This window comes from Anabaena sp. FACHB-1391, assembly GCF_014696755.1.
In the GTDB taxonomy this organism is placed as follows: domain Bacteria; phylum Cyanobacteriota; class Cyanobacteriia; order Cyanobacteriales; family Nostocaceae; genus Dolichospermum; species Dolichospermum planctonicum.
The window spans coordinates 9,859-36,025 of record NZ_JACJQS010000011.1 but is presented as its reverse complement, the minus strand read 5'-3'; the positions used below and the strand labels follow the sequence as shown (position 1 = coordinate 36,025).

Here is a 26,167-nt window from a genome sequence, read left to right as displayed (position 1 = left end):
CTATTTCCTGATCAGGAGTTGAGAATGAAGCATGAAGCCTGTTCCCTGCTAGATCAAGTTTTCTATATCCTGAATCCTGACAATTAAATTAAAATAAGGTGTCAATGAAGACACCTTAGCCAACTTTTTAACCCTTATTCTTAATCAACATCACATCAATAATTTTAATTGCTGTTTCTTCGGGAATTTCTAAAAGTTGAAACAAATCATTCAATAGTTTTTGTTCTTCTTCTGTGACTTCACCATCAGCTAAAACAATATCAGTGGCGATCGCAAAAGCTGTTTCTGTGAGATCATGAGGTAGGACAGCAATAGCAGCATTCAACAAAGCATCCAAACCTTCCCTCTGCATGATACCGAGAAGTTTATCAAACATTTTTCGCATCACATCACCGGGATAGCTTCTAAATAGCTGCATCCGTCCTAAAATCGTGCTGAGTGCTTCGGCTTCTGTATCGCTGATATATCCATCAGATGCCACTGCAATCAGAGCAATTGCTGCAAAAGCTTCCGCAAGACCTAATGCGCTGGAGGCTTTTTTGGTACTACCAGCAATTCTATCAAATAAACCCATAATTTCACCCTCCTGACAAAGGTTATAAGTCTATTTATTAATTTAACACCTATAGATCAGTATATGGGGTATTTTACAGTAAATAAAGTTTTGTAATTGAACGTTATTTAGTGCGTAAGCGTTGCGCTCCGCAGGAATCGCTGATCTTGTCGGTTGGGTTGAGGTAAAGAAACTTGAATTTGTTGGGTTAAACGAAGTGAAACCCAAGCTACACTTTATTCTGTTTGATCCCCAAATAGCCTATATTCATTCTTTGTTGATCACAGTGTCTTATTTTAGTGCTTGTTGTTACAAAATTATGACAGTGGGGATTTCCTCACCTCTTTGCTGGGTATGCACACCAAAAAACAATTTGCAAGCTTTGTTAATAATCTGTTATATTTATTTACATAAGGTTACAAAAAGTAAAAACCGAGGTTCTCAAATGACTATTTTAATCTCTCTATTGGTTGTTGGTTGGGTAGCAGCTTCCGTTATTGGTTCTTTAGCATACTTCATGGGTGAACAAAGCAAGCCCATTCACGAACGTAATTGGGCTTCTGATAAATTTGAAGCTTTAGCTAAATCTATTACTGGTATAGATACAGACTATACCCAACGCACGCCAGCCTATGCCATAGATGCTTACAACAGCCGTAACTTACCTCAATAGTATTTAATGGCAGCTTGACAAGATGTGTATAAAAATAACCCCCAGGATTATAACTGGGGGTTTTGCTTTTCTAGGCATAGACCCGACATGAAGAAAAAGTCGAGGATCTACGACTCCATTAAAATACAGGACGATAAACGCGATAGTTAATATTGGGGAAAATATTATCTATGGACTCAACTTTTTCCAGCCAACCACTATCAACTTTACCCACTTTCACATCTGCATACAATTTATTAAAGCGCATTAAATGTGATCTAGTTCTTCTCACCGCATAGGGAACCATTGTTCCTGTGCGCATGATAAAAGCCCAGTCAGAAGATTGTGCTAATAACAATTCTCGCGCAGCTTGGTTAAGTGCCTTTAATTGTAACTCATCTTCTGCTTCCATTTGGGAAATTTCAATCATCCTTTCCGCAGCTTTATGTAAATGCGGGTAAACCCAAGCATTAGTATCATTCAACCAATATTCATGGAAACCCTTAAAGCCCCAACTAGATTGAGAGGGACGACATACCTGCTGATGAGGATTAGCACGTAAGTAATCGGACAAATGGGTCATTTCATAGGTTTTTTGATCATACCATGACTTACGGAACAGATAATCAATAAACCAGGGACCTTCATACCACCAGTGACCAAATAACTCCGCGTCATAGGGAGAAACAATAATTGGTGGCCGACCCATCATACCGTGTAAATGTCCAGCTTGCTGCTCACGATTATACATGAAATTAGCGGCGTGTTCTGCGGCCTTTTCCTTTGCCCAGTAAGGATCATAGAGGGCTTTATCCGCCAGACCCAAGCCCCGACCAGTGATTTTATGATACTTAATACCTGTATTTTTCCTCTGTCCATTGGGCATAATATAGGGCTTAATATACTCATATTCAGCTTCCCAACCCAAATCTTTATAAAATTCCCGGTATTCTGCTGCACCAGGATAACCCACCTCAGAAGACCATACTTGCTGAGAAGATTCATGGTCTCGACCAAAAGCTGCTACACCAGTCTCCGTAAAAATTGGGGCATAACTACCAAAACGCGGGCGGGGACGAGCGTATAAAATACCATGTCCATCTGTGAGGAAATAACGTAAGCCAGCATCAGCCAGCATTCGTTCTACACCTTCATAATAGGCACATTCTGGCAACCAAATCCCTTTGGGGGCTTGGCCGAAGGTTTCCGCGTAATGTTCACAAGCTACCTGAATTTGCGCCCATACAGCTTGGGGGTACATTTTCATTAATGGTAAGTAGCCGTGGGTAGCACCACAGGTGATAATGTCTAAGTTATTACTATCTTGGAACTGTTTAAATGCTGTAACTAAATCACCGTGATAACGTTCCCATAACTCCCGCGCTTCATTAAACTCAGTTGCATAATGTTCCGCTAAATAACGAACATGACCATTATGGATATTGCGCTCGGCTTCTAATTCTACAAGCTCTTCTAATTGAGCTAGATGAGCATCATAGCGTTCTTGTAATAGAGGATCACGAAGCATGGACACTAAGGGAGGTGTCATGCTCATAGTGAGTTTAAAATCAACACCATCTCGCTTTAACCCTTCAAATACTTTTAATAAGGGAATGTAAGTTTCTGTAATCGCTTCATAAAGCCATTCCTCTTCTAGCACGTAGTCACTTCCCGGATGACGAACGAAGGGTAGATGTGCATGAAGTACAAGCGCGACGTAGCCTATAGCCATAATATTTTTCTGTGTGGTACTTGGAGGTTACAGACAAAAAGTCTGTGTGGGGAAATTAAGAATATTTTAAGACTATATAGGTCATTGGTCATGAATGCTAAGTTAATAGTTATTAGAAAAATATTTTGGCCTAGCACCGCTGCGCGGAAGTTAAACGGGCGGTTATAAACCGCGTCTACACAGGCAAAACCTCAAATCCTTAAATCAAGGTAGAATATCGAATAAACGTGCTAACTACCAAGATTATGAGCCTGTGCATCAATTCTAACTGCCCAAAGCCACAAAATCCCGATAAAATCCTTTTTTGTCAAGCCTGTGGCTCGGAAGTTTTGCTACAACAACGTTATCGGGTACAATGTCAGTTAGGACGGGGTGGCTTTGGTGTGACTTATGAGATTAACGAAGTCAGAACCAATCAGGCTAAAGTTCTCAAAGTCTTGATTAATAACGACCCTAAAGCTGTAGAATTATTTAAACAAGAAGCTGATGTTTTAAGTCAACTCCATCATTCCGGTATTCCTCATGTAGAATTAGACGCTTATTTTGAATATTATCCCTACAATAGCCAAAATCCAATTCATTGTTTGGTAATGGAAAAAGTTGTGGGAGAAGATTTAGAAAAATATATGCAAAAACGTGGTTTGCGTCCTATTAACCAAACTACAGCTATAGAATGGCTAAAAGATCTAATCATTATTTTAGAACAGGTACATAATAAAGACTTCTTTCATCGAGATATTAAACCATCTAATATTATGTTGCGGTCTGAAAGTGCCGAATTGGTATTAATTGATTTTGGGACTGTGAGGAAGGTAACATCTACAGTATTTAAACAACAAGGTGGTGTCACAGGAATAATTTCCGCAGGTTACACACCCTCGGAACAAATTAATCATAATGCTGTACCTCAATCTGATTTTTTTGCTTTAGGACGGACATTTGTTTATTTACTCACGGGTAAAGAACCACTTGACCCAATCATTTATGATTCCTATAATGAAAGATTAAATTGGCGGAATCATGCACCACAAATATCATCTATGTTGGCAGATTTATTAGATGATATGATGCAGCGTTTATATAAAGATCGTCCTCAAAATACTCAGGTGATTTTGCAAAGAATAGCAGCAATAGAAAAAGCTTTAAAACCCCAACGACCAAAACCCCAAGCACCAATACCTTCCAATAACCTTAAAACCTTTAGTTTTGAAGTTGTCACCACAGACGCACGGGGAAATATCACCAACCGACGCAACGCAAGCGCGAAATACTTTACAGAAGACTTAGGAAATGGTGTGACGTTGGACATGGTGGAAATCCCAGGGGGAACATTTATCATGGGTTCACCGAAAAGTGAAGCAAAACGAGGTTCAAATGAAGGTCCCCAACATCAAGTTACAGTTCCCAGTTTCTACATGGGAAAATATGAATTGACACAGGTACAATATCAAGCTATCATAGGAACTAACCCTTCCAACTTCAAAGGCGATAACCGCCCTGTGGAAAGAGTTAGTTGGAATAATGCGGTTGAGTTCTGTAAAAAGTTAAGTCAAAAAACACAGAAAAACTACAGATTACCCAGTGAAGCAGAATGGGAGTATGCTTGTCGTGCCGGAACTACCACACCATTTTATTTTGGTGAAAGTATTACTCCAGATTTGGTAAATTATGATGGTAATTATACCTATGCTTCTGCACCAAAAGGAAAATATCGTCAGCAGACCACAGATGTAGGAACTTTTCCCCCTAACTCTTTTGGTTTGTACGATATGCACGGTAATGTGTGGGAATGGTGTCAAGATGACTATAAAAATGATTATATAAACGCGCCTACAGATGGCAGTGCTTTGACAAGTACAAGCTGGATCCGAAAGCTGCTGCGCGGTGGTTCGTGGGACGACGATCCTGGGGATTGCCGTTCTGCTTATCGCCTCAGCCTCAACCTCGACTACGACAATATTGGTTTTCGGGTTGTATGTAGTGGTGCAGCGAGGACTTAGTAGCCCTTTACACTCTTGCTCTTTTGCCCTCTTCTCTTTTTTTCTTTTCCCTTCTTAACCCACCGCCGTTAGGCGGAAAATATTTTTCTACAAAAATCTGGTTTTGGTGTCTGGATTGATTATAGCACAGATTTTTCATTTTGTCAGAATCAGGATTTCCAGGATTTAAGGATTTACAGGATAGTTAGTAAATTCGGTTCATTCAAGCAATACCTTGTCCAAATTAGAAAAAGCCTTGATTTGTAGGTTGGGTTGAAGCATGAAACCCAACATAAGCGTTGGGTTGTGCTGTCCCTTAACCCAACAAAGCAAGAAATGGACTTTAGCCCTGAGAGTGTCAATTAGTATTAATCCTCACTTTCTCGATATAATTCCTGTAAGTCTTGTAATTGGGTTTTCCGGGAAACTCGACGATATTTTTTACTTTCTAGTTTTGGTTCGTACTGACTCTGACCTTTACCTTTAGATATTAATTTTAAACTTGATTCTGGGTCAGATTGTTGATTAATCTGGTTTTGATGGGCTAAAGCATCTTCTAAAAATTCTAAATAATGCTGATATCTTTCCCATTCTCCACTAACAGCACAATCAGGCTCATCTTTATGTATACAATTGCTAAAGCGGCAATGGGCAACAGCCAGGCGTTTTCTGGCTTCTGGGAAATAGTGAATTAGTTCTTCAGGACTACAATCTAAATCAGGTTGATTAAAACCGGGGGTATCTGCTAATAAACCACCTTTCGGCATTTCAAATAATTCTACATGACGGGTGGTATGACGACCACGAGCTAATTTACCGGAAACTTCCCCTACCCGCAGGTTAGCGTCGGGAATCAAACTATTAATCAAGCTGGACTTTCCCACACCAGAAGGACCTGCAATCACAGTAATTTTATCCTGCAAATATGTGGCTATTTGATTGATATTAATGTGATTCTGAACGCTAATAAATAAAGGTTGATAGCCCCAAGCCAGGAGACGATCATTAATTTGTTGTTTTTCTAGGGAGGAAATTAAATCACACTTGTTTAAACAAAGTAGTACATCAACACCTGTAGACTCAGCCTTGATTAAAAATCTACTTAATTGTACAGGTTCTAAGGGAGGATCAGCAACTGCAAACACCAGCAGAATTTGATTGACATTAGCGATCGCTGGGCGATTTAATTGACTATGACGGGGTAAAACCTCAGTCACAGCCCCTCTTCTCCCAACCCAATCTGGTTCTTCAACAATAACACGATCTCCCACCATCACCTGTTGACCAATTTTTTTCAGGCGTGTTCTCCGCGTACAGAGAAGAATCAAAGGATCAGGTCTTATTGCTGACTCATCCATTTGCACGCGGTAAAAATTCGCCTGTACAGCTAACACCGTACCCAATAACTGTCCAGTAGTAACAATTTCCCTTGTCATTCCCTAGCAACCGGACGACGAATAACCAGGGAAAAATAGCCCGAACAGTCTGTAATTTGTTCTACATGATAACCAGCCATAGTCAGACTATCAGGAACTTGTTCTATGGGTTCACCAGCATCTAACCAGACCTCCAGTAAACCACCAGGGGGCATTTTTTCCAAATACAGTTTTGTCCGCACAAAATTAATGGGACAAGGAGTACCACGTAAATCCAGTTGAGAGTCAGGGGTTAATACAGAAGACCCACTCATGACTTAAACAAGCCTCCTAAGAATCCTTCTAAACCACCTTTACCTGTTCTATCTCCCTTAATTCTAGCCAGTTTTTCCAGGAGTTCCCGTTCCTCTGGGATGATCTTAGTGGGAATATCAATTAACACCGTCAACATTTGATCACCCCGACTCACGGGATTACCCAAACGGGGGACACCACGATTTTCTAATTTCATCACCGTATTTGGTTGAGTTCCTGAGGGAATTACCAACTCCACTGGACCGTCTACCGTATTTACCTCTAAACGACAACCTAAAATTGCTTGTAGGTAGCTAATTTTAATTTCCGAGATAATATTAATTCCATCCCGATGAAATTCTTGATCTTCATTGACAAATAAGTAGACATATAAATCACCAGGTTGTCCACCTCGTTGACCCGCATCTCCTTCTTGGGAAATCCTTAAACGTGTGCCATTGTCTACCCCAGCGGGAACATTGATTTTTAGTTTCTTTGTTACCTGATTCGCGCCTTTACCACCACAAGCATCACATTTATCCTCAACCACCGTTCCTGTCCCATCACAAGTGGGACAAGTTGATACTTGGGTAAAGCTCCCAAACGGAGTTCTTGTGACTCGTCTGACTTGACCTGAACCACTACAAGTTCCACAAGTGCGGGGGCGTGTTCCCGGTTTAGCACCCGAACCATTACAAACTTCACAGGTTTCTAAGTGGGAAATGCGGATTTCTTTTTCCCCACCAAATATCGCTTCCCGAAAGTCTAATTTCAGGTCTAGGCGGAGATCATCACCTCTCACCGGTCCGCTACGCCGTCTTTGTTGAGGTTGTCCACCTGGAGCGCCACCAAAGCCGCTGAAAATGCTTTCAAAAATATCAGCAAAACCACTCATGTCATCTTGAAAACCAGCGCCAGATGCTGCTGCTCCAGAAACGCCAGCTTCACCAAAGCGGTCATAACGAGCGCGAACTTCTGGTTCTGACAGCACTTCATAGGCGCGGTTGATTTCCTTAAATCGTTCCTCTGCCCCAGATTCTTTGTTAACGTCTGGGTGATATTTTCGGGCTAGGCGGCGATAAGCCTGTTTAATCTCTTCTTTGTCGGCGTCACGAGAGACACCCAGGGTTTCATAATAGTCTCGGGCCATATAGCAGGGTTAAAAGTTATAAGGAAGCGAAAGTACCGATAGCGTGGCTTAAGCCGTGGATAGTAGGTAATAGGTTTAAGGTAACACTTTAATTTTTGTTAATAATTAATTTTATTGGTATTTTTTTGCTAAAGTTTGCTCATAAGTACAAAAATCTAGATTTTCAGACTAATACGTACAAATTTAATCAAGGATCATTCTCTGGTTTTGGTCTTTGACCTATTTTGTCTATAAGACAATGTTATTGACATACTCACCGACCTGAAGGTGCGGGGAAACACTTGACACTTCACCGGAACACGCCACAAGTGGTCTTATCGTCCCTCCATGTCCGTTTAAAGTCTCCCAATGCCCTATGGCGACTATGACCAAATTTTAACATAAAGCCGTCCTAAAAGCGATGCACTGAGCTGGCCGAAGTGGACGGGGCTTGTATCCCAGATTTTTGGTCAAATTTCTATTTTTAATCGAATCATAGCATTCATTAATTGTTAATTGTTAATTATTGCTGCTAGTTTTGATGAACCTTTTATCATTGTGCTATTCAGGTGTAGAAAAACCCACCTATGGATGATGGGAACTAGCCGTACCATTAGAGGTGGAAAACCCAACCTATACTTTTCTTGGTATTTGTGCTATGTCCGTTCCTCATGGAGTTGAGTGAATGATGCTCTTCTGGTTCACTTCTTCAACCTGAGAGGGTGTTTTCCAAGTCTATCGTGATGTATCAAATGTTTTCAGATATCCCTAAATCCCCTATGATTTGGGGGACTTTGACTCTACTAGCAGGGATGGTCTGGTGTCTAACATCACAATCAAAAACTTTTCCAACAACCTCTTATATAGTTAGCAAAATCCCTTGATAGGGAGGTTTGGTTGACATCTAAACCGTATTCCTACGATTGAAGATGATCCCTAATTGTTATTTTCGTTAGACTGAATCTTCTGGGGAGGAAGATACATCTTCTTTAGGCGCAGCTACTTTCACCATTGCATGACGCAGTACTCTATCACCAAAATAATAGCCGCGAACTAACTCTTCTAACACTGTTCCTTCTGGATGTTCATCCGTGGCTTCTCGCATCACGGCTTCATGCAAATTCGGGTCAAATAGTTGACCTTCAGGACGCATGGGTGCTACACCTAACCGTTTTAGACAATCTACTAATTGTTTATAAACCCCTTGATAACTTTTATGAATTGTCATTTCTCCTTCGCTTTGGGGTTTGAGGTGCGACCTGGCTCTCTCAAAATTATCAACTACAGGCAGCAATTCCGTAATTGTATTTCGCTTCACCTGTAAATCTATTTCTTCTTTTTCCTTACTAGTACGCTTGCGGTAATTCTCAAAATCTGCTGCAATTCGCATATATTGAGTGCTACGTTCTTCTAGTTGTACTTTGAGAGATTCAATTTGCCCAGTTAAATCTGACAAGGCAGCAATATTTATTTCGACAGGCTGTGGCCTATCTTGGTCAATTTCTTCAGTCATGAGAATATCTTGCGGTTGATTAAATTGCTGAAATTGCTCTGGTGTTTGCTCATTCACCTCGTGGCCAGGTTCGTTAGGGTTGATTTCGGACGAAAATTCACTTTTCATACAAATACTCAGTAAATTAGAAACTGCTATGTAAATTCTAGACAAAGCTAGACACTTGCTGCTTACTTGAATGGGAGCTTGGGAGCGGTTATCCCTCAGTAAGCTTACAGGCCAAAGCCTGACGCGATATCACTTTGTTGCTGGAATCCGAAAAAACTATCACTATGATTGCTTTGTTTTCGCGTAAGCAATAGTTTTATTAAACACTTCAGATAATTCACATTGTATATGAATTACCGACTTTTCACCACAAAAAATAGGCCAAGTTTTTCTATATAGGGTTTGCTGAAAAAGTCTAATCATTCATTACCAAGAGTAACAGCTAATTTATCCGCCATTCCCGCAATCCAGTTTTCATCTTGTTTTGTGTAACTGCGGGGAGCATTTGCAGCTAAAATTAAAACTCCTTCTTTACCAATTGGTTGACAAATTACACCTTGTGTGTTCTCTGGTAAATAATCAAATTCAATTTTACCAGGATAGACATACAAAGCAACTAGATAAATTGGCTTTTGTGTTGCCAATACCCTTTTTAAGATTGTTCCTGGTACTACTTCCGATTTAGGAGCTAATATACCGCGACGTAATAAAACCTTACCTTGATAGTAAACTATAAGCGATCGCGTGACTGTATTTGTTAATAATAGCCGCGATGCCCAGGCTAATTCTGTTTTTGCGGTTTCTGATAAATCCCCTGCTAAAAAGAATCCCTCTTCTCCAATTAATTCTACTGTCTCTGGTGTCCTTGGTTGTACCTGTTGCCAAATTAAACCAGTTAAAATTAATATCGCACTTAAAATCACTCCCAGTACATCTCCTCGTGCTTGGGAATCTGTTAGTTGTGGAGTTAATAACCGATTTATTAACAACAAGACAGTACCTACACCCCCAACTACTAAGGGTAAACGCCGCAAAACTCGATTAGGATCAGATTTAGTCATTACTTATTTATTAGTTAGTTATCAGTGATTAACAGATACTTTAACGTTGATACAGATAGCATTTTACATAATCCTTTTTAAACCCTCTTTGTTTGTGTACTTTGAGGTTAGTTTTTCCATTATCACCGGGTGGTTCTTCGTTAACAATAAATCATAATTAAAACTTATGAAAAGACGATATTAGTTTTAATATTCATAACTGATCATAATTGAAGTTTAGATTTGCTTAACAATTAATTGAGAATTATTTTTATTTAGTCACGAGCTTGCAATACTTTCGGCGATTTGCTACAATTTTTGAGAATTTCATAATTGGGCTTATATTGTCAATTTTATCTCTGTCTGTCTAGACGATTTCCAAAACCCTTTATTCATAGTTATTTCAGAAATCGATACCGACAAATAATACAAAACTTTACTTTCTTAGCAGCAATATCTGAGAGAAGTTTAGGAAAAAATTTTCCAAGAAATTATGTAAATTGATCGGTAGAACAAACATACTATTGACAAATAAGTTAAGTTATGGTAAGCAGGGGTAGTAGTTAAGCACCCAAAACTACAAAACTCCACTGAGAAATAATCTACAAAGATAGACAATAGACAATAGACAATAGACAATAGTGAAAAAATACAAGAGCGTCCAGAGCGGAGTACGGAGTATGAGAAAAAATGAGAAAAAATCATCTCCCCAGCCTCCCACTCTTCCTACTCTTCCCCAGGTTCCAATATGCGTTGGAAAAGATAACCAGTTCCCCTAGCGGTGATAATTAATTCCGGGTTACTAGGGTCATCTTCTAACTTTGCCCGTAAACGGGAAATATGTACATCCACAACGCGAGTATCTACATGACGTTCGGGAGTATATCCCCACACCTCTTGTAGAATTTCCGAACGGGAAAAAGGTTCACCAGAACGACCGACTAACAATTCTAATAAGCTAAATTCCATGCCGGTTAAGCGGATACGCTCATCACCCTTATAAACTTGACGCTTATTAGTATCAATTTTGATATTACTGACATGGATAACACCAGAACTAGGAATACCATTTACACCTATTTTATCTACCCGGCGTAAAACTGAACGAATTCGCGCCTCTAATTCCTTGGGTGAGAATGGCTTGACCACATAATCATCAGCACCTAATTCTAACCCAGTAATGCGGTCTGCCACATCTCCCAAAGCCGTGAGCATAATAATGGGGACATCAGATTCCTTGCGTAATTCTTGACAAACACCATAACCATCGAGTTTTGGCATCATTACATCTAAAACTACCAGGTCCGGTTCAGCCTTGCGAAACATTTCTAAAGCTTCCTCACCATCCCCTGCTGTCACCACATCATAGCCAATCATGGAAAGGCGTGTTTCCAAAATCCGACGAATGCTGGCCTCGTCGTCTACGACCAGGATTTTTTCTTTATGACTTTCCAAGTTTTGTCATGCTCCTTAACTAAAATTTTTCATGATTAATTTTTAATATCATAATATTAGGATATCATTCTCTCAATTGATTGGGAAAAAGCTCTATACAATTTCCTAGTCCACCAAGGTACAGATTTCTCTAGGTTTATCTGCGTTTATCTGCGATGAACTTCCCTATTCTTGTACCTGACTGAGAACAGAAATGCTCTCACTATTTCTATTATTAAATTTCCCATTTTTCCCAGAATTAAGAAATAATTAAGATTTTTAGATAAAATTTCAGTATGGCTAAGGCAAAAACCATTTATATCTGTAGTAATTGTGCAGCAGAATTTTCCCAATGGTTCGGAAAATGTTCAAATTGCGACACTTACGATTCTCTAGTTGAACAGAATATTAGTTCTTTGATTGGAGATATACCTAGTCGGGGTGGTGTGGGAAATTGGCACAATACCCAGGGTAATGCTAGATCATCTAATACTAAACCAGCTAAAGCTAGATCTGCCTTGACTTTTGATCAAATTAGTGATAGACAAATTGCTCGTTGGGAATCGGGTTATGGTGAATTAGATCGAGTTTTAGGCGGTGGTATAGTTCCCGGCTCAATGGTGTTAATTGGAGGTGATCCTGGTATTGGTAAATCTACTTTATTATTACAAGTATCTAATCAATTAGCTTTAAAATATCGGATTCTTTACGTCACTGGAGAAGAATCAGGACAACAGGTTAAATTGCGTGCTTCTCGGTTGGGGATGTCCAAAGCTCCTACTATCGTCACAGAGGATGATGGGGAAACCGTTACAAAGTCCGAAAAACCCATAGATCCTGATAGTATAGGCGCAGATTTATATGTATTGCCAGAAACGGATTTAGAGGAAATTTTGCGAGAAATAGATTCCCTCAAACCGAATGTAGCTGTAATAGATAGTATCCAAACAGTATTTTTACCAGCTTTGACATCAGCACCAGGTTCCGTTACTCAAGTCAGGGAATGTACCGCAGCTTTGATGAAAGTGGCAAAACATGAGGATATCACTATGTTAATTGTCGGTCATGTGACTAAGGAAGGGACGATTGCCGGTCCTAGGGTATTAGAACATTTAGTGGATACCGTATTATACTTTGAAGGCGATCGCTTTGCCTCCCACAGATTATTAAGAACTGTAAAAAATCGTTTCGGAGCAACCCACGAAATTGGTATATTTGAAATGGTGTCTCAAGGATTAAAGGAAGTTGAGAACCCTTCCGAGCTATTTTTAGGCAACCGTGATGATCCCGCTCCTGGTACGGCCATTGTCGTGGCTTGTGAAGGAACAAGACCAATAGTAGTAGAACTACAGGCCTTAGTTAGTCCTACCAGTTACCCATCTCCGCGCAGAGCGGGTACAGGCATAGATTATAATCGCTTGGTGCAGATACTTGCCGTATTGGAAAAACGGGTGGGAGTACCCATGTCCAAATTAGATTCCTACGTTGCCTCTGCGGGGGGATTAAACGTAGAAGAACCAGCAGTAGATTTAGGAATTGCCGTAGCGATCGTTGCCAGTTTTCGTGATAGAATAGTTCACCCTGGTACAGTCTTAATTGGAGAAGTAGGATTAGGGGGACAAGTGCGAACAGTTTCCCAAATGGAACTACGGTTAAAAGAAGCTGCAAAATTGGGATTTAAAAGAGCTATAGTTCCCAAAGGCACAAAATTTCCCGATCTTGGTATAGAGATATTACCAGTATCTAAGGTAATAGATGCAATTATTGCTGCTGTTCCCCATCAAGAATTGACAGTAGAAGATTTAGAACCTGAGGATGAATAGAAATCAGGTGAGACGGGAACTCTTAACAGGTAACTCTTAACAGGTAACAGGTAACTCTTAACAGGTAACTCTTAACAGGTAACTCTTAACAGGTAACAGGTAACTCTTAACAGGTAACAGGTAACTCTTAACAGGTAACAGGTAACTCTTAACAGGTAACAGGTAACTCTTAACAGGTAACAGGTAACTCTTAACAGGTAACTCTTAACAGGTAACAGGAACAGGTAACTCTTAACAGGTAACTCTTAACAGGTAACAGGTAACTCTTAACAGGTAACTCTTAACAGGTAACAGGTAACTCTTAACAGGTAACAGGAACAGGTAACAGGTAACTCTTAACAGGTAACAGGAACAGGTAACTCTTAACAGGTAACTCTTAACAGGTAACTCTTAACAGGTAACTCTTAACAGGTAACTCTTAACAGGTAACTCTTAACAGGTAACTCTTAACAGGTAACTCTTAACAGGTAACTCTTAACAGGTAACTCTTAACAGGTAACTCTTAACAGGTAACTCTTAACAGGTAAGAGGTAACAGTTTTAACTGTCTGGATATCCTCAATTTTCCAAATCCAACAAAGAAAAATGCAATTCATTTTGAGACACCATTAGCCAAAACCTGGCACTTTTTTGTGGTAAAAATCCGCGAAACCCTTATTAATAAATGGTTTTAGCTTTATATGGCTAACGCCACGCTACGCTATCAGCAAGCCATAGTTATAGTTATTTGTCTACATTTGTGAAGTGGGAATGTGATGTGATATATTAGTTTTAAATTCAAGAAGGGTAGATTCTTGAGTAGTGGTGAAAGTCCTGATCTGAGACTGGACAAGAGTGGGAATTAACCTTAAACCTGCTCCTGTGTGACAGAAAATCCTTAAAATCAGACAAAATAAAACATTCTCAAGAGTAGCTAATTAAATCAGAACTGAAAAAGGTAAAAGTAGTTGGGAACTCTATCTGATGATAGAAACCAAATATTATCATTATTTTAACTACTTATTAACTATATCTTAATTTATCCATACTATCGTAAGTGTATTAATAATAGGAAAGAAAAATTGTCTAATTTCTAATGGGCAAATTTTCGACATAAATACAACTGAATAAATACAACTGAAAAACTGACAAGAATTCTCAGGTGACATGATCACTTTGGTAACTAGACTATTAAAGGAGATTCTAGTATGGCAGTTTTCGCGGGCGACATTGCTTTTCTTGGGGTAAATTCTACCAATCCTGATCAATTTGCAATTCTTGCATTAAAACCAATTGCTGCTGGTGATACATTCTATGTTACCGATGGTGGTATTACTGGAAATGGGGGAGCCGCATCGAGTTTTTTCCGTCCGAGCGAAGGTTTTCTACAGTATACCGCACCTACGGGGGGAATCGCTGCTGGCAGCGTACTCCTAATCAATGCTGGTGATAGTAGCACCACCCCCCCAACCCCATCATCCGTGGCACGCAATGGTGGAGGTAGTGCTGGTGCGGTGACGCTATTACCTAATCCCAACAATGCGACGAATAACTTTAGCTTTTCTACTAGCGGAGACTCACTCACAGCCTACACTGTTAGCAGTGGTACGCACCTCACTGGTACGCCCAATCTGATTGCGTTTATAGGCTTTGGTGTTTCCCCCTATGGTTCTGGTTCTGCACAATCATCCAGTACACCAACGATTCCTGGCGGTCAAGTTCTTGTTCTCGCCAATTTGGACAATGCTATTTTTACTAATGCCGCAAACGCTTATTTACAGACTATCAGCACTCTGAGTACCGCCAATAACTTTACGGCTAGAGACTCAACGGTTGTTGACTTGACTACACTTTCTTCAGGCAACATTTCACCTCTACCAACTGTTAACCTCTCCGTCAGTTCCAACACAGGAACAGAAACAGGTACAACGGTCATCACTGTCACCGCTACAGCTTCTAGTGCTGTTTCTGGTGATCAAACGGTTAACTTAGCTGTTACCGGAACAGGTATCACTACTGAAGATTATACTCTCAGTAATAGCACTATCACTATTCCCAATGGTGCAACGGTTGGGACTGTCACTTTTACAGTTGTTGATGATGTTTTAGTGGAAGGAACGGAAACCGCGATTTTGAGTATTAGCAGTCTTTCTAGTGGATTGACTTTAGGTAGCGCCACTAGTCAAAATATCGTTATCACGGATAATGATGTGATTGCAAATCCCATGGTTAACCTCTCGGTAAGTGCCAACAGGGGAACGGAAGTAGGGACAACGGTTATCACTGTTACTGCTACAGCTTCTAGTGCTGTTTCTGGTGATGAAACGGTTAACTTAGATGTTACTGGAATAGGTATCACTACTGGAGATTATACTCTTAGTAATAGCATTATCACTATTCTTAATGGTGCGATCGCTGGGACTGTCACTTTTACGGTTGTTGATGATGTTTTAGTGGAAGGAACGGAAACTGGGATTTTAAGTATTGGCAGTGCTTCTAGTGGTCTGACTTTAGGTAGCACTATTAGTCAAAATATCGTTATCACTGATGATGACGTTGCTGTTACTAAAATTAGCGCTATTCAAGGTGGTGGTGCAACGGCGGCGTTGACGGGAATTCAAACTATTGAAGGTATTGTGACTCGCGCTTTCTTTGGTGCTACTAAACTTAATGGCTTTTATGTTCAAGAGGAAGACGCTGATATTGATGGTAATGCTGCTACTTCGGAAGCTATTTTTGTTTATGATCCATCAGGATTATTTACGGGTAATGTCGGTGATCAGGTCAGAATTACGGGAACTGTTGGGGAATTTATTACTACTAGCGGGTCTAATATTAGCAGTTTAACCCAATTATTTAATTTAACGAGTGTTGTTAATCTGGGAGCAGGTACGTTACCGACGGTGGTTAATGTCCAGTTACCTAATGGCAATTTAGAGGGCTATGAGGGAATGTTGGTTAATTTGAGTGCTGGTAGTGGCAGCCTCACGGTGACTGAGTATTATCAATTGGGACGTTATGGGCAAGTTCTGCTCTCGGCTATGGGTTCTAGTAATCAGCCGGGTACGGATGCTAGGTTAGATCAATATACTCAATTCAATGCTCCCAGTGTCAGCGGTTATGCTACTTATTTGGCGGATATTGCTGCTCGCAAGATCTATCTTGATGATGGTAGTGCTGTTCAAAACCCAGACCCGATTATTTTTGGTCGTGGTGGTAATTCTTTAAGTGCGATTAATACTCTGCGCGGTGGTGATACTGTTGCTAGTATCACGGGTATTTTGGACCAGCGTTATGAGGGGTATCGCATCCAAACTACAGATGGTGTTAATTTTACTCCGGGTGGAGGTTTGGGTGGAGGTTTGGGTGGAGGTTTGGGTGGAGGTTTGGGTGGAGGTTTGGGTGGAGGTTTGGGTGGAGGTTTGGGTGGAGGTTTGGGTGGAGGTTTGGGTGGAGGTTTGGGCGAACGGCCGTTCGCCCCTACGGTTGGTGGTACTCTGAGGGTGGCTAGTTTTAATGTTCTTAATTATTTCAATGATTTGGATACGAACGTTAATATCAATACTAATGGATTGAGTTTTGAGCCTCGTGGTGCTAATACTGCTATTGAGTTAACTCGTCAATTGAATAAGATTGTCCAAGCCATTATTACTTCTGGTGCTGATGTTTTGGGTTTGATGGAATTGGAAAACAATGGCTATGGTGCTAATAGTGCTATTCAAGGTTTAATCACTGGACTAAATGGGGTTGCTGGTGCGGGTAGTTACAGTTTTATTAGTTCTAGTACAAGATTGGGGACTGATGCTATTACTGTGGGTTTGATTTACAAGTCTAGTCAGGTTACTCCTTATGGTGCTGCTGCTACTTTACCCGATGGCTTTGGTACTGGTGCTTTTGATTTGGTGGGACGTAAACCTTTAGCGCAGACTTTCCAACAAAACTCTAATGGTGAATTATTTACTGCTGTTGTTAATCACTTTAAGTCTAAAGGTTCTAGTTCTGGTGGTGTTGGTGATGCTGATGCTGGTGATGGTCAAGGTTTATCTAATGGTACTCGCACCCGTCAGTCCCAGGATTTAGCGGCATGGTTGGCTACTAAGCCTACTGGGGTTGATGATGGTGATTATCTGTTGTTGGGTGATTTCAATGCTTATGCTCAAGAAGACCCTCTGACTACATTAGCGATCGCTGGATATAATAATCTTCTGCCTAATACTTCCTATTCTTATGTTTTTGATGGTCAGTTAGGTTCTCTTGATCATGCTTTAGCTACTAGTAGTTTAGCTGCACAGGTATCTGGTGTGGAAATATGGCACATTAATGCTGATGAGCCTAGCGTATTAGACTATAATGTTGAATTTAAGTCTGTAGGTCAAGTTACTAGCTTGTACAGTCCTGACCAATTCCGCTCTTCTGATCATGACCCGGTAATTGTGGGATTAAATCTTAATTCTGCTCCTACTAATATCACTTTAACTGCTACTAGCATTAATGAGAATGTACCTGCCAATAGCGTTGTAGGTACTCTTGCAACTATTGATTTTAACAATGGTGATACTTTTACCTATAGTTTGGGCGAACAAGGGTTCGCTTCTACGGGTGTAAATGACAATGCAGCTTTCACAATTAACAGCAATCAATTACTCATTAACACTTCACTAGATTTTGAAGCCCAGTCTAGTTATAGCATTGTCGTTCGTTCCACAGATCAAAGTGGACTTTACACTGATAAATTGTTCACAATTAACGTTAATAATATGAACGACTCCGCCACTATTAATGGCAACAGTACCCTGAGCATTACTGAAGGGACTAACATTAATGCCGGTAAACTAACCGCCTCCGGTACGTTAACGGTTGTAGATCAAGATGCTGGTGAAAATAAATTTGCTACTACTGTCGTTTCTGCTAATGGCAATTTGGGTAGTTTGACAATTACAGAAGCGGGAGTATTTAGCTATAGTGTTAATAATAGTGCGGTGCAGTATTTAAATGCTGGTCAAAGTAAAGTTGATACTTTTACTGTCACATCTTTAGATGGTACGGCCAGCCGAAATATCAGCATTACCATTAATGGTATCAACTTAGCTACAACGGTGGATTTGTCTACTTATGTCCGGGTGGGACGATACGATTTACCTGAACCTACTCGCACTACTGCACCCACTAATAGCTTGTTAGCTCAGGAAGTCTCTGCTGTGACTTATAACTGGGATACAGATACGCTGTTTGTTGTTGGAGATGGCAGTACATCAATTGTACAGGTATCAAAAACAGGGCAGTTAATCAATTCCATGACCCTAGCTCCCGGTAATAGTCCCCAAGGTACAGACTTTTATGATGTTGAAGGGCTTACTTATATTGGTAATGGCAAGTTTGTCTTAATTGAAGAACGAGACAGACAGGCCCATTTGTTTACTTATACCCCTGGAAGCACTCTGACTAAAGCTAATGCCCAAACTGTTAAGCTGGGGACAACTATTGACAATATCGGTATAGAAGGGATTTCTTGGGACCCCCAAAGTGGTGGATTTATTGGGGTGAAGGAGAAACAACCGGCAGGTATTTTCCAAACTACTATTGATTTTGCTGCGGGGACGGCTAGTAATGGTTCTCCCACTACGGTTAATTCGATAAACCTTTTTGATCCGGTGTTGGCCAATCTTTTAGATTTTGCTGATGTTTATGCTTTGTCTAATTTATCGTCTTTGAATGGACAACCGGATTATAGCCGCTTATTAGTTTTGAGCCAAGAGTCTGGCAAGGTTGTCAGTATTGACCGCTCTGGTAATATTTCCAGTTCATTAAAAATCACTGCTGATTCTGGTAATCCAGTTTCGGTTGTTGACCAAGGCCATGAGGGATTAACTATGGATAAGAATGGTTATCTCTATGTGGTGAGCGAAAATGGTGGTGGTGGTATTAATTATCCTCAACTTTGGGTTTATGCACCTTCAACTGTTCCTAATCAAGCCCCGACTGGTTTGGTTCTGGATAATAGGGTGATAGCGATCGCTGAAAACACTAGTACCATCGCTGCTGTTAAAGTAGCTGATATTACTGTTACTGATGATGGATTAGGAATAAATACTCTGAGTTTGAGTGGAGCAGATGCTAGTTTCTTTGAAGTTAATGACACTGCATTGTACATGAAAGCTGGTACTACTTTGGACTATGAAACTAAAACTAGTTACAGTGTTACTGTTAATGTAGATGATGCTACTCTTGGTAACAATCCCGATGCAATTGCCAATTTTACATTGGCTGTTACTGATATCGTCAATGAAATACCCACCCTACCGGCTCTGATTATCTCGGAAGTATCACCCTGGAGCAGTGGCAGTAGTGTCTATACTGCTGATTGGTTTGAGGTGACGAATATTGGTACTAGTGCTGTGGATATTACTGGTTGGAAGATGGACGACAATACCAATTCTTTCGCTAGTTCTGTAGCCCTGAATGGTGTTACTAGTATTGCTCCTGGGCAGTCGGTGATTTTCTTAGAAACTGCTACACCTGACACTACTATCCCGGCATTTAAAACCGCTTGGTTTGGTACTAATGTTCCCAGTGGTTTAACTATTGGTAGTTATACAGGTATTGGCGTAGGACTAAGCACTAGTGGCGATGCTGTGAATCTGTTTAATGCCAATGGTACGAGAATCACAGGTGTTAGTTTTGGTGGGTCTACCACTTATACAACCTTCGACAATGCTGCTGGCTTGGGTAGTAATACTCTACCTCTGCCAACAGTGTCAAATATAAGCGCTGTCGGAGTTAGGGGAGGGTTTTTATCCCTTAATAACGCGCTGAATGTTACATCTAAAGAAATTGGTTCACCAGGAAGGATTAACAACATGAATAATCTCGCAAGTATTAGTGGTAACGGCAATGTCACTATTAAGGAAGGAACTAACGTTAATGCTGGTAAGTTAACTGCTTCGGGTATGTTAACGGTTACAGATGAAGATGCTGGTCAAAATAAGTTTGCCACTACTGTTGTTTCTGCTAATGGTAATTTAGGTAGTTTGACGATTACGGAAACTGGAGCGTTTAGCTATAGCGTTGATAATAGTGCTGTACAGTATTTAGGTGCAGGTCAAAGCAAAATAGACTCTTTTACTGTTACTTCTTTTGATGGTACAGCTACTCAAAATATAGCGATCGCTATTAACGGAGTTACGGCTGGATTTACAGGGGTAGCTGCTGGAGATGCTACGGCTAATAGTGCTATACTCTGGACTCGTACTTTTGACGCTGCTAATACAAGCACCCAACCTGGTGTTACCCAAAATGTGACTCTGCAATTGTCTACTGATGCTAATTTTACTACTATAGTCAGGTCAATTAGTGGAGTAACCCGGGATGCGAACCGTGACTATACTCTGAAAATAGATGCTACGGGTTTACAGAGTGGGACAAAATATTATTACCGCTTCCAAACAACTGCTGGGGAATTGAGTCAAGTAGGGACGTTTAGAACTGCTTATGATGCTACAACCCAAGCACCTGTGAAATTTGCTTTTAGTGGAGATGCGGACGGTCTGATGCGACCCTACATTTCTACCCAAAATTTCCCTAATTTGAATTTAGACTTTTTCATGTTCTTGGGGGACACAATTTATGGAGCGGCAAGTGCTGGATCTCCGGCAGCAACTACTAATATTGTTGGTAATCCTGGTCAAGCTTTGGCTGATTACCAACGTAAATATTTAGAAAATCTCCGGTCTGTCAATAGTGGCGGTTTTTCTGGTTTAAAAGGTCTGTATAGTTCTCAAGGCAATTACACTGCGCTAGATAACCATGAATTAGGGAACAGACAATTAATCAATGGTGGCGCACCGGGGGCTTTAGCTGCTGTATCTGGTAATGGTTCTAGTAATACGGTAGATGATGTCAATACAACAGGTGTATTTATTAACCAAAATCCTGGTTTTAAAGCTCTGATTCAAGCATACTCTGATTACCAACCGATTAGAGAGCGTGTAATTTCTGCTCCTACTGATTCTCGCACTAATGGTACACAACAGCTTTATTTAGCTCAACAATGGGGTAAGAATGTTATTCATATCAATACAGACACTCGCAGTTACCGTGATGTGCGGTTAAAGACTGCTACTGGTGCTGATGATACGGGTTCTCGTGCTGATAATAGCGATCGCACAATGCTAGGAGATACTCAACTGGCTTGGTTGAAGCAAACTTTGTTAGACGCGCAAAATAATGGCACGATTTGGAAGTTTGTCAGTGTATCTAGTCCTATAGATCAAATTGGTGCTATTGGTTCTGGTTTGGATAGTGGTAAGTCATGGATTGGTGGTTATCGGGCTGAACGTAATGAGTTGCTCAAGTTTATTGCTGACAATGGCATCAAAAACGTGGTGTTTTTGTCTGCTGATGACCACCAAAATCGTATCAATGAAATAACTTACACTGATAATGGTGTGGTTAAGGTTTTACCCAATGCTTTATCAATTGTAGGCGGACCGCTAGGGGCTACTGGACCTGATACTATTACTAACCATAGTTTTGCTAATATCCAGTCTTTAGCGAATAATCTTGCTAACAGTCAGATAGCAGCAGGGGTCAATCCAGTGGGTTTAGATGCTAATTTCCCTGGGTTAAGAAATGTGTGGCGTGAGAATGACACCAATCCTTCACGAATCGAACCTGTTGATTTCTATTCTCCCAACACTTTCAATTACACTGTTTTTGATGTTTCTGCTGATGGTAAAACTTTGAATGTGAATGTGCAAGGGGTTAATTCTTATGCTGTAAACACATTCCCAGAACCATCTGCTGCTAATCCAGTCCGTTCAATTCTCAGTTTTAGTATTGATGCTGCTGTTCCTGTGTTTAACTTTAGTACCGCCAACTACACGGTTGCAGAGGGTGGTACTTCTGGTTTTTCTAATGCCACGGTGCGAGTAACCCGTCAAGGAGATGTATCTGGTACAAATTCGGTGCAATTGCAATTGAGTGGTGGTACTGCCAAAGGTAGTGCTGCTGCTCCGACGGTGGACATAAGCCAAGGACCGAGCAGTTCTGCTACTTCTTATATTATCCCGACTACACCAGGCTCTGGTGTTAGTTTGAGATCTATCCTCACGGTTGGGGATTCGGTTAACAACAAACCTGATGGCACACCCTATAGAATGGTTGGTATTCCCGATGGTTTGGGGGCTTTTGATAATGGTGATGGGACTTTCACTTTGTTGATGAACCATGAATTAGGCGGTACGTCTGGAATTGTCCGCGCCCATGGCGGTACTGGTGCATTTGTTTCCAAGTGGGTAATCAATAAATCGGATTTATCGGTGGTCAATGGTAGCGATTTAACCCAGACGGTATATGTATGGAATGGTACTAACTTTGCTCAAAGCACCACTACAGTATTTAGTCGTTTCTGCGCTGGGGATTTAGCTGCGGTTTCTGCCTTTTACAATAGTGCTACGGGACTCGGTAGTACGGCACGTATTTATTTGAATGGCGAGGAAAGCGGAGCCGAAGGTCGTGCTTTTGCTCATATTGCTACTGGTACAAGTGCTGGTACAACTTATGAATTGCCTTATTTAGGTAAATTCAGTTGGGAAAATACTGTTGCTAGTCCGACTCTTAGTAATAAGACGGTAGTAGCTGGACTAGATGACTCTGGGGGTGGTCAAGTTTACTTCTACGTTGGCGATAAAACCAACACAGGAACGGAGATTGACAAAGCGGGATTAAACAACGGTAAGCTGTATGGAATTGCTGTTACTGGATTAGCAAGCGAAACTAATACAACTAACTTAGCGTTGGGAAGCAGATTTACATTGGCGGACTTAGGCAAGGTTCAAAATACAACAGGGGCAGTACTGGAAACCCGGAGTGTAGCGGCTGGGGTTACGGCTTTCTTACGTCCTGAAGATGGACATTGGGATCCATCTAACCTGAGAGATTTCTACTTTGTCACTACTAATTCATTTAGTAGTCCTAGTCGCTTGTGGAGACTGCGCTTTGATGATCCAACTAATCCAGAGTTAGGCGGTACTATTGAGGCGGTTCTGGATGGTACTGAAGGACAGAAGATGTTGGATAATATGACCATAGACAAGTATGGTAACATCCTGCTTCAGGAGGATGTGGGGAACAATGCCCATATTGGCAAAATTTGGCAGTATAATATTGCCACCGACACTTTAAAATTAATAGCGCAACATGACCCAAATCGCTTCCTTTCTGGTGGTTCTAACTTTTTGACTCAAGATGAGGAATCATCGGGGATTATTGATGCTCAAGATATTCTTGGACCTGGTTGGTTTTTGCTTGATACTCAGGCACACTACAGTATTACTGGGGAATTGGTACAGGGTGGACAATTACAGGCACTTTTTAATCCTGACACTTACAAAGCTTACCAAACGGACTATATCAACAGTGCCATTACTGTTACTTTTGCACCGAGTGAAAGTTATAAGGATGTACAGATTCCGATTGCGGGCGATAATGTGATTGAGTTTAGCGAAACTGTCAATCTGAGTTTGGTAAACTCCAGTGGTGGCACATCTGTAGGTACACAGCAACCCACAGCAGTCCTGACTATTGCTGATTTTAACCAAGCGCCGACTAATTTAATTCTCAGCACTAGTACAGTTGCGGAAAATCAAACGGATGGTGTAGTTGGTAATCTCATCAGTACAGACCCAGATACAGGAAACACTTTTACTTATAGCTTAGTTACAGGGGATGGTGACACTGACAATAGTTTATTTGCCATTGTTGATAATCAACTTATAGCTAATACTGTATTTGATTTTGAAGCCCAAGCAAGTTACAGCATTAGAGTCAAAACTGAGGATCAAGGTGGGTTATTCTTTGAGAAGGCTTTAACTATTAATGTTAATGACGTTAATGAAGCACCGACGGATTTGTTTTATGATAATACTACTGACACTACTGCAATTGATGAAGGTCAACCCAGTGGTACAGTGGTTGGTAATCTCATTAGTACAGACCCAGATACAGGTGACACTTTTACCTATAGCTTAGTTGCAGGGGATGGTGATATTGATAACAGTGCTTTCACCATTAGTGGAAATCAACTGCAAATTAACGCTTCTCCAGATTTTGAAACTCAATCCAGTTACAGCATCCGGGTGAGAACTAGGGATAATGATGGTTTGACTTTTGAGAAGGTTTTGACTATCAACGTTAATGACTTCAACGAAATCATTGGTAATGCTGGTAACAATAATCTTGTGGGGACTGCAAATAACGATTACATTGATGGCAAAGCTGGTAACGATACTCTCAACGGTGGTGCTGGAGTAGATATCCTGGTTGGTGGTACAGGAAATGACATTTACATAATTGATACAAACACTGACACCATCATTGAATATCTGAATGAAGGTACGGATTTAGTCCAATCATCTGTTAGTTACGGTCTGGGTAACAATGTAGAAAGAGTTACTCTTACTGGCGGCGGTAATATCAATGCTACTGGTAATAGTTTAAGTAACAACCTCACAGGTAATAGTGGGAATAACATCCTGGATGGTGGTGCTGGTAATGATACTTTGATTGGTGGTTTAGGAGATGACACTTATGTTGTTGACAGCATAGGTGATGTAGTAACGGAATTAGCTAATCAAGGTGCGGACTTGGTCCAATCATCTGTTACTTATTCTCTGAGTGCCAATATGGAAAACCTGGTTCTCACCGGCACGGCTAACATTAACGGTACTGGTAACGGCTTGGATAATACTATTACAGGTAACAGTGGTAATAATATCCTCAATGGTGGAATTGGTGCAGATGCTCTGATTGGTGGTGCGGGTGATGATACTTATTTGTTTTCTATTACCACAACTAGCTTAGGTGTTGACTCCATTACGGAAGCAGTTGATGGTGGTCAAGATACTATTGACTTCACTGGTACAACCGCAGCAATCCGCTTAAATCTAGGCGTTACCACTACTCAAACCCTGGTTGCTAATGGTTCAAAACTGACATTGAATGCTGCGAATGCTATGGAAAATGTGATTGCTGGTGCTGGAGCAGATAGAATTATCGGCAATGACTTAGATAACCGCTTGGTTGGTGGTGCTGGTAATGATGTTCTGGTTGGTGGTGCTGGTAATGATGTTTTGACTGGTGGGGCTGGTAATGACGTTTTGACTGGTGGTGCTGGTAATGATGTCTTTAGCTTGGTGGGGAATGCTGCGTTTACTGTAGCTAGTCAAGGTGTAGATACTATCCAAGATTTTGGTGTCGGTAGTGACCAAATATTGTTGAGTAAGTCTGTATTCGCTTCTTTGACTAGTGTGGTAAATGAGTTTGCTGTGGTTGAAGATGATGTTTTGGCGGGTACTAGTAACGGGCTGATTGTCTATAGCTTTAGCAGTGGTAGTCTTTACTATAACCAAAATGGTGCGGCTGCGGGCTTTGGTGCTGGTGGTGAGTTTGCTATTCTCGCTACTGTTCCTACTCTGACTGCTAGTAATTTCTCTCTTGTTTGATGAGTAATTGGTTTACTTAATCAGTGCTTTCTGAGGTGGGGGATGATTTTTAGGTGGCGATTCTTAGGTTGTGCGATCGCGCTATCATCTCCCACTTTTTTTTGTTTGATGCTGAAAAACTGCTAAATTTTTTTAACGGTAGAAGCAGAAGACTTTAGCTAACAACTGGCAACTAA

12 protein-coding genes are annotated in these 26,167 nt (G+C 40.8%); 4 read left to right on the top strand and 8 right to left on the bottom strand.

Going from position 1 to position 26,167, the window contains the following annotated elements; all coding sequences use genetic code 11:
* Nucleotides 1-127: 127 nt before the first annotated feature.
* Complete coding sequence (locus H6F62_RS07330; RefSeq protein WP_190371693.1) at nucleotides 128-574, bottom strand: tellurite resistance TerB family protein; 447 nt, start codon at nucleotides 572-574, stop codon at nucleotides 128-130.
* A 424-nt stretch (nucleotides 575-998) separates the two neighbouring features.
* On the opposite strand from H6F62_RS07330, the gene H6F62_RS07325 reads away from it, so the two are divergent.
* Entirely contained in the window at nucleotides 999-1,226 is a 228-nt protein-coding gene (locus H6F62_RS07325; protein ID WP_190371692.1) for a hypothetical protein, read from the top strand.
* 118 nt (nucleotides 1,227-1,344) lie between these two features.
* Here H6F62_RS07325 and H6F62_RS07320 read toward each other — a convergent pair whose 3' ends face one another.
* Nucleotides 1,345-2,937, bottom strand: coding sequence for a glycoside hydrolase family 57 protein (locus H6F62_RS07320; RefSeq protein WP_190371691.1), 1,593 nt, complete (start codon nucleotides 2,935-2,937; stop codon nucleotides 1,345-1,347).
* A gap of 245 nt (nucleotides 2,938-3,182) precedes the next feature.
* Between H6F62_RS07320 and H6F62_RS07315 the strand changes: the two genes are divergently transcribed.
* Nucleotides 3,183-4,937: a bifunctional serine/threonine-protein kinase/formylglycine-generating enzyme family protein gene (locus H6F62_RS07315; RefSeq protein ID WP_190371690.1), complete on the top strand. Its 1,755-nt coding sequence runs from the start codon at nucleotides 3,183-3,185 to the stop codon at nucleotides 4,935-4,937.
* 347 nt (nucleotides 4,938-5,284) lie between these two features.
* Here the strand turns inward: H6F62_RS07315 and rsgA are convergent, their stop codons facing one another.
* The 6 genes from rsgA to rpaB all read right to left on the bottom strand — a co-directional run bounded on the left by rsgA (nucleotide 5,285) and on the right by rpaB (nucleotide 11,711).
* Nucleotides 5,285-6,352: a small ribosomal subunit biogenesis GTPase RsgA gene (gene rsgA, locus H6F62_RS07310; protein WP_190371689.1), complete on the bottom strand. Its 1,068-nt coding sequence runs from the start codon at nucleotides 6,350-6,352 to the stop codon at nucleotides 5,285-5,287.
* Entirely contained in the window at nucleotides 6,349-6,606 is a 258-nt protein-coding gene (locus H6F62_RS07305) for a sulfurtransferase TusA family protein (RefSeq protein WP_190371688.1), read from the bottom strand. Before H6F62_RS07305 ends, rsgA begins: the two co-directional genes overlap by 4 nt.
* Entirely contained in the window at nucleotides 6,603-7,736 is a 1,134-nt protein-coding gene (gene dnaJ, locus H6F62_RS07300; RefSeq protein WP_137906623.1) for a molecular chaperone DnaJ, read from the bottom strand. The genes H6F62_RS07305 and dnaJ overlap by 4 nt, the downstream gene beginning before the upstream one ends.
* Before the next feature lie 931 nt (nucleotides 7,737-8,667).
* A complete protein-coding gene (gene grpE / locus H6F62_RS07295; RefSeq protein ID WP_190371687.1) occupies nucleotides 8,668-9,336 on the bottom strand; it encodes a nucleotide exchange factor GrpE in 669 nt (222 codons plus the stop codon).
* Nucleotides 9,337-9,635: 299 nt separating this feature from the next.
* Nucleotides 9,636-10,277, bottom strand: coding sequence for a cofactor assembly of complex C subunit B (locus tag H6F62_RS07290; RefSeq protein WP_190371686.1), 642 nt, complete (start codon nucleotides 10,275-10,277; stop codon nucleotides 9,636-9,638).
* 705 nt (nucleotides 10,278-10,982) lie between these two features.
* On the bottom strand, nucleotides 10,983-11,711 hold the full coding sequence (gene rpaB / locus H6F62_RS07285; RefSeq protein WP_137906626.1) for a response regulator transcription factor RpaB: 729 nt from the start codon (nucleotides 11,709-11,711) through the stop codon (nucleotides 10,983-10,985).
* Between the two features lie 275 nt (nucleotides 11,712-11,986).
* Between rpaB and radA the strand changes: the two genes are divergently transcribed.
* Together radA and H6F62_RS20890 are read left to right on the top strand one after the other, a co-directional pair.
* Complete coding sequence (gene radA / locus H6F62_RS07280) at nucleotides 11,987-13,513, top strand: DNA repair protein RadA (RefSeq protein ID WP_137906627.1); 1,527 nt, start codon at nucleotides 11,987-11,989, stop codon at nucleotides 13,511-13,513.
* A gap of 1,186 nt (nucleotides 13,514-14,699) precedes the next feature.
* Nucleotides 14,700-25,991, top strand: coding sequence for an ExeM/NucH family extracellular endonuclease (locus H6F62_RS20890; protein ID WP_242025928.1), 11,292 nt, complete (start codon nucleotides 14,700-14,702; stop codon nucleotides 25,989-25,991).
* Nucleotides 25,992-26,167 lie beyond the last annotated feature (176 nt).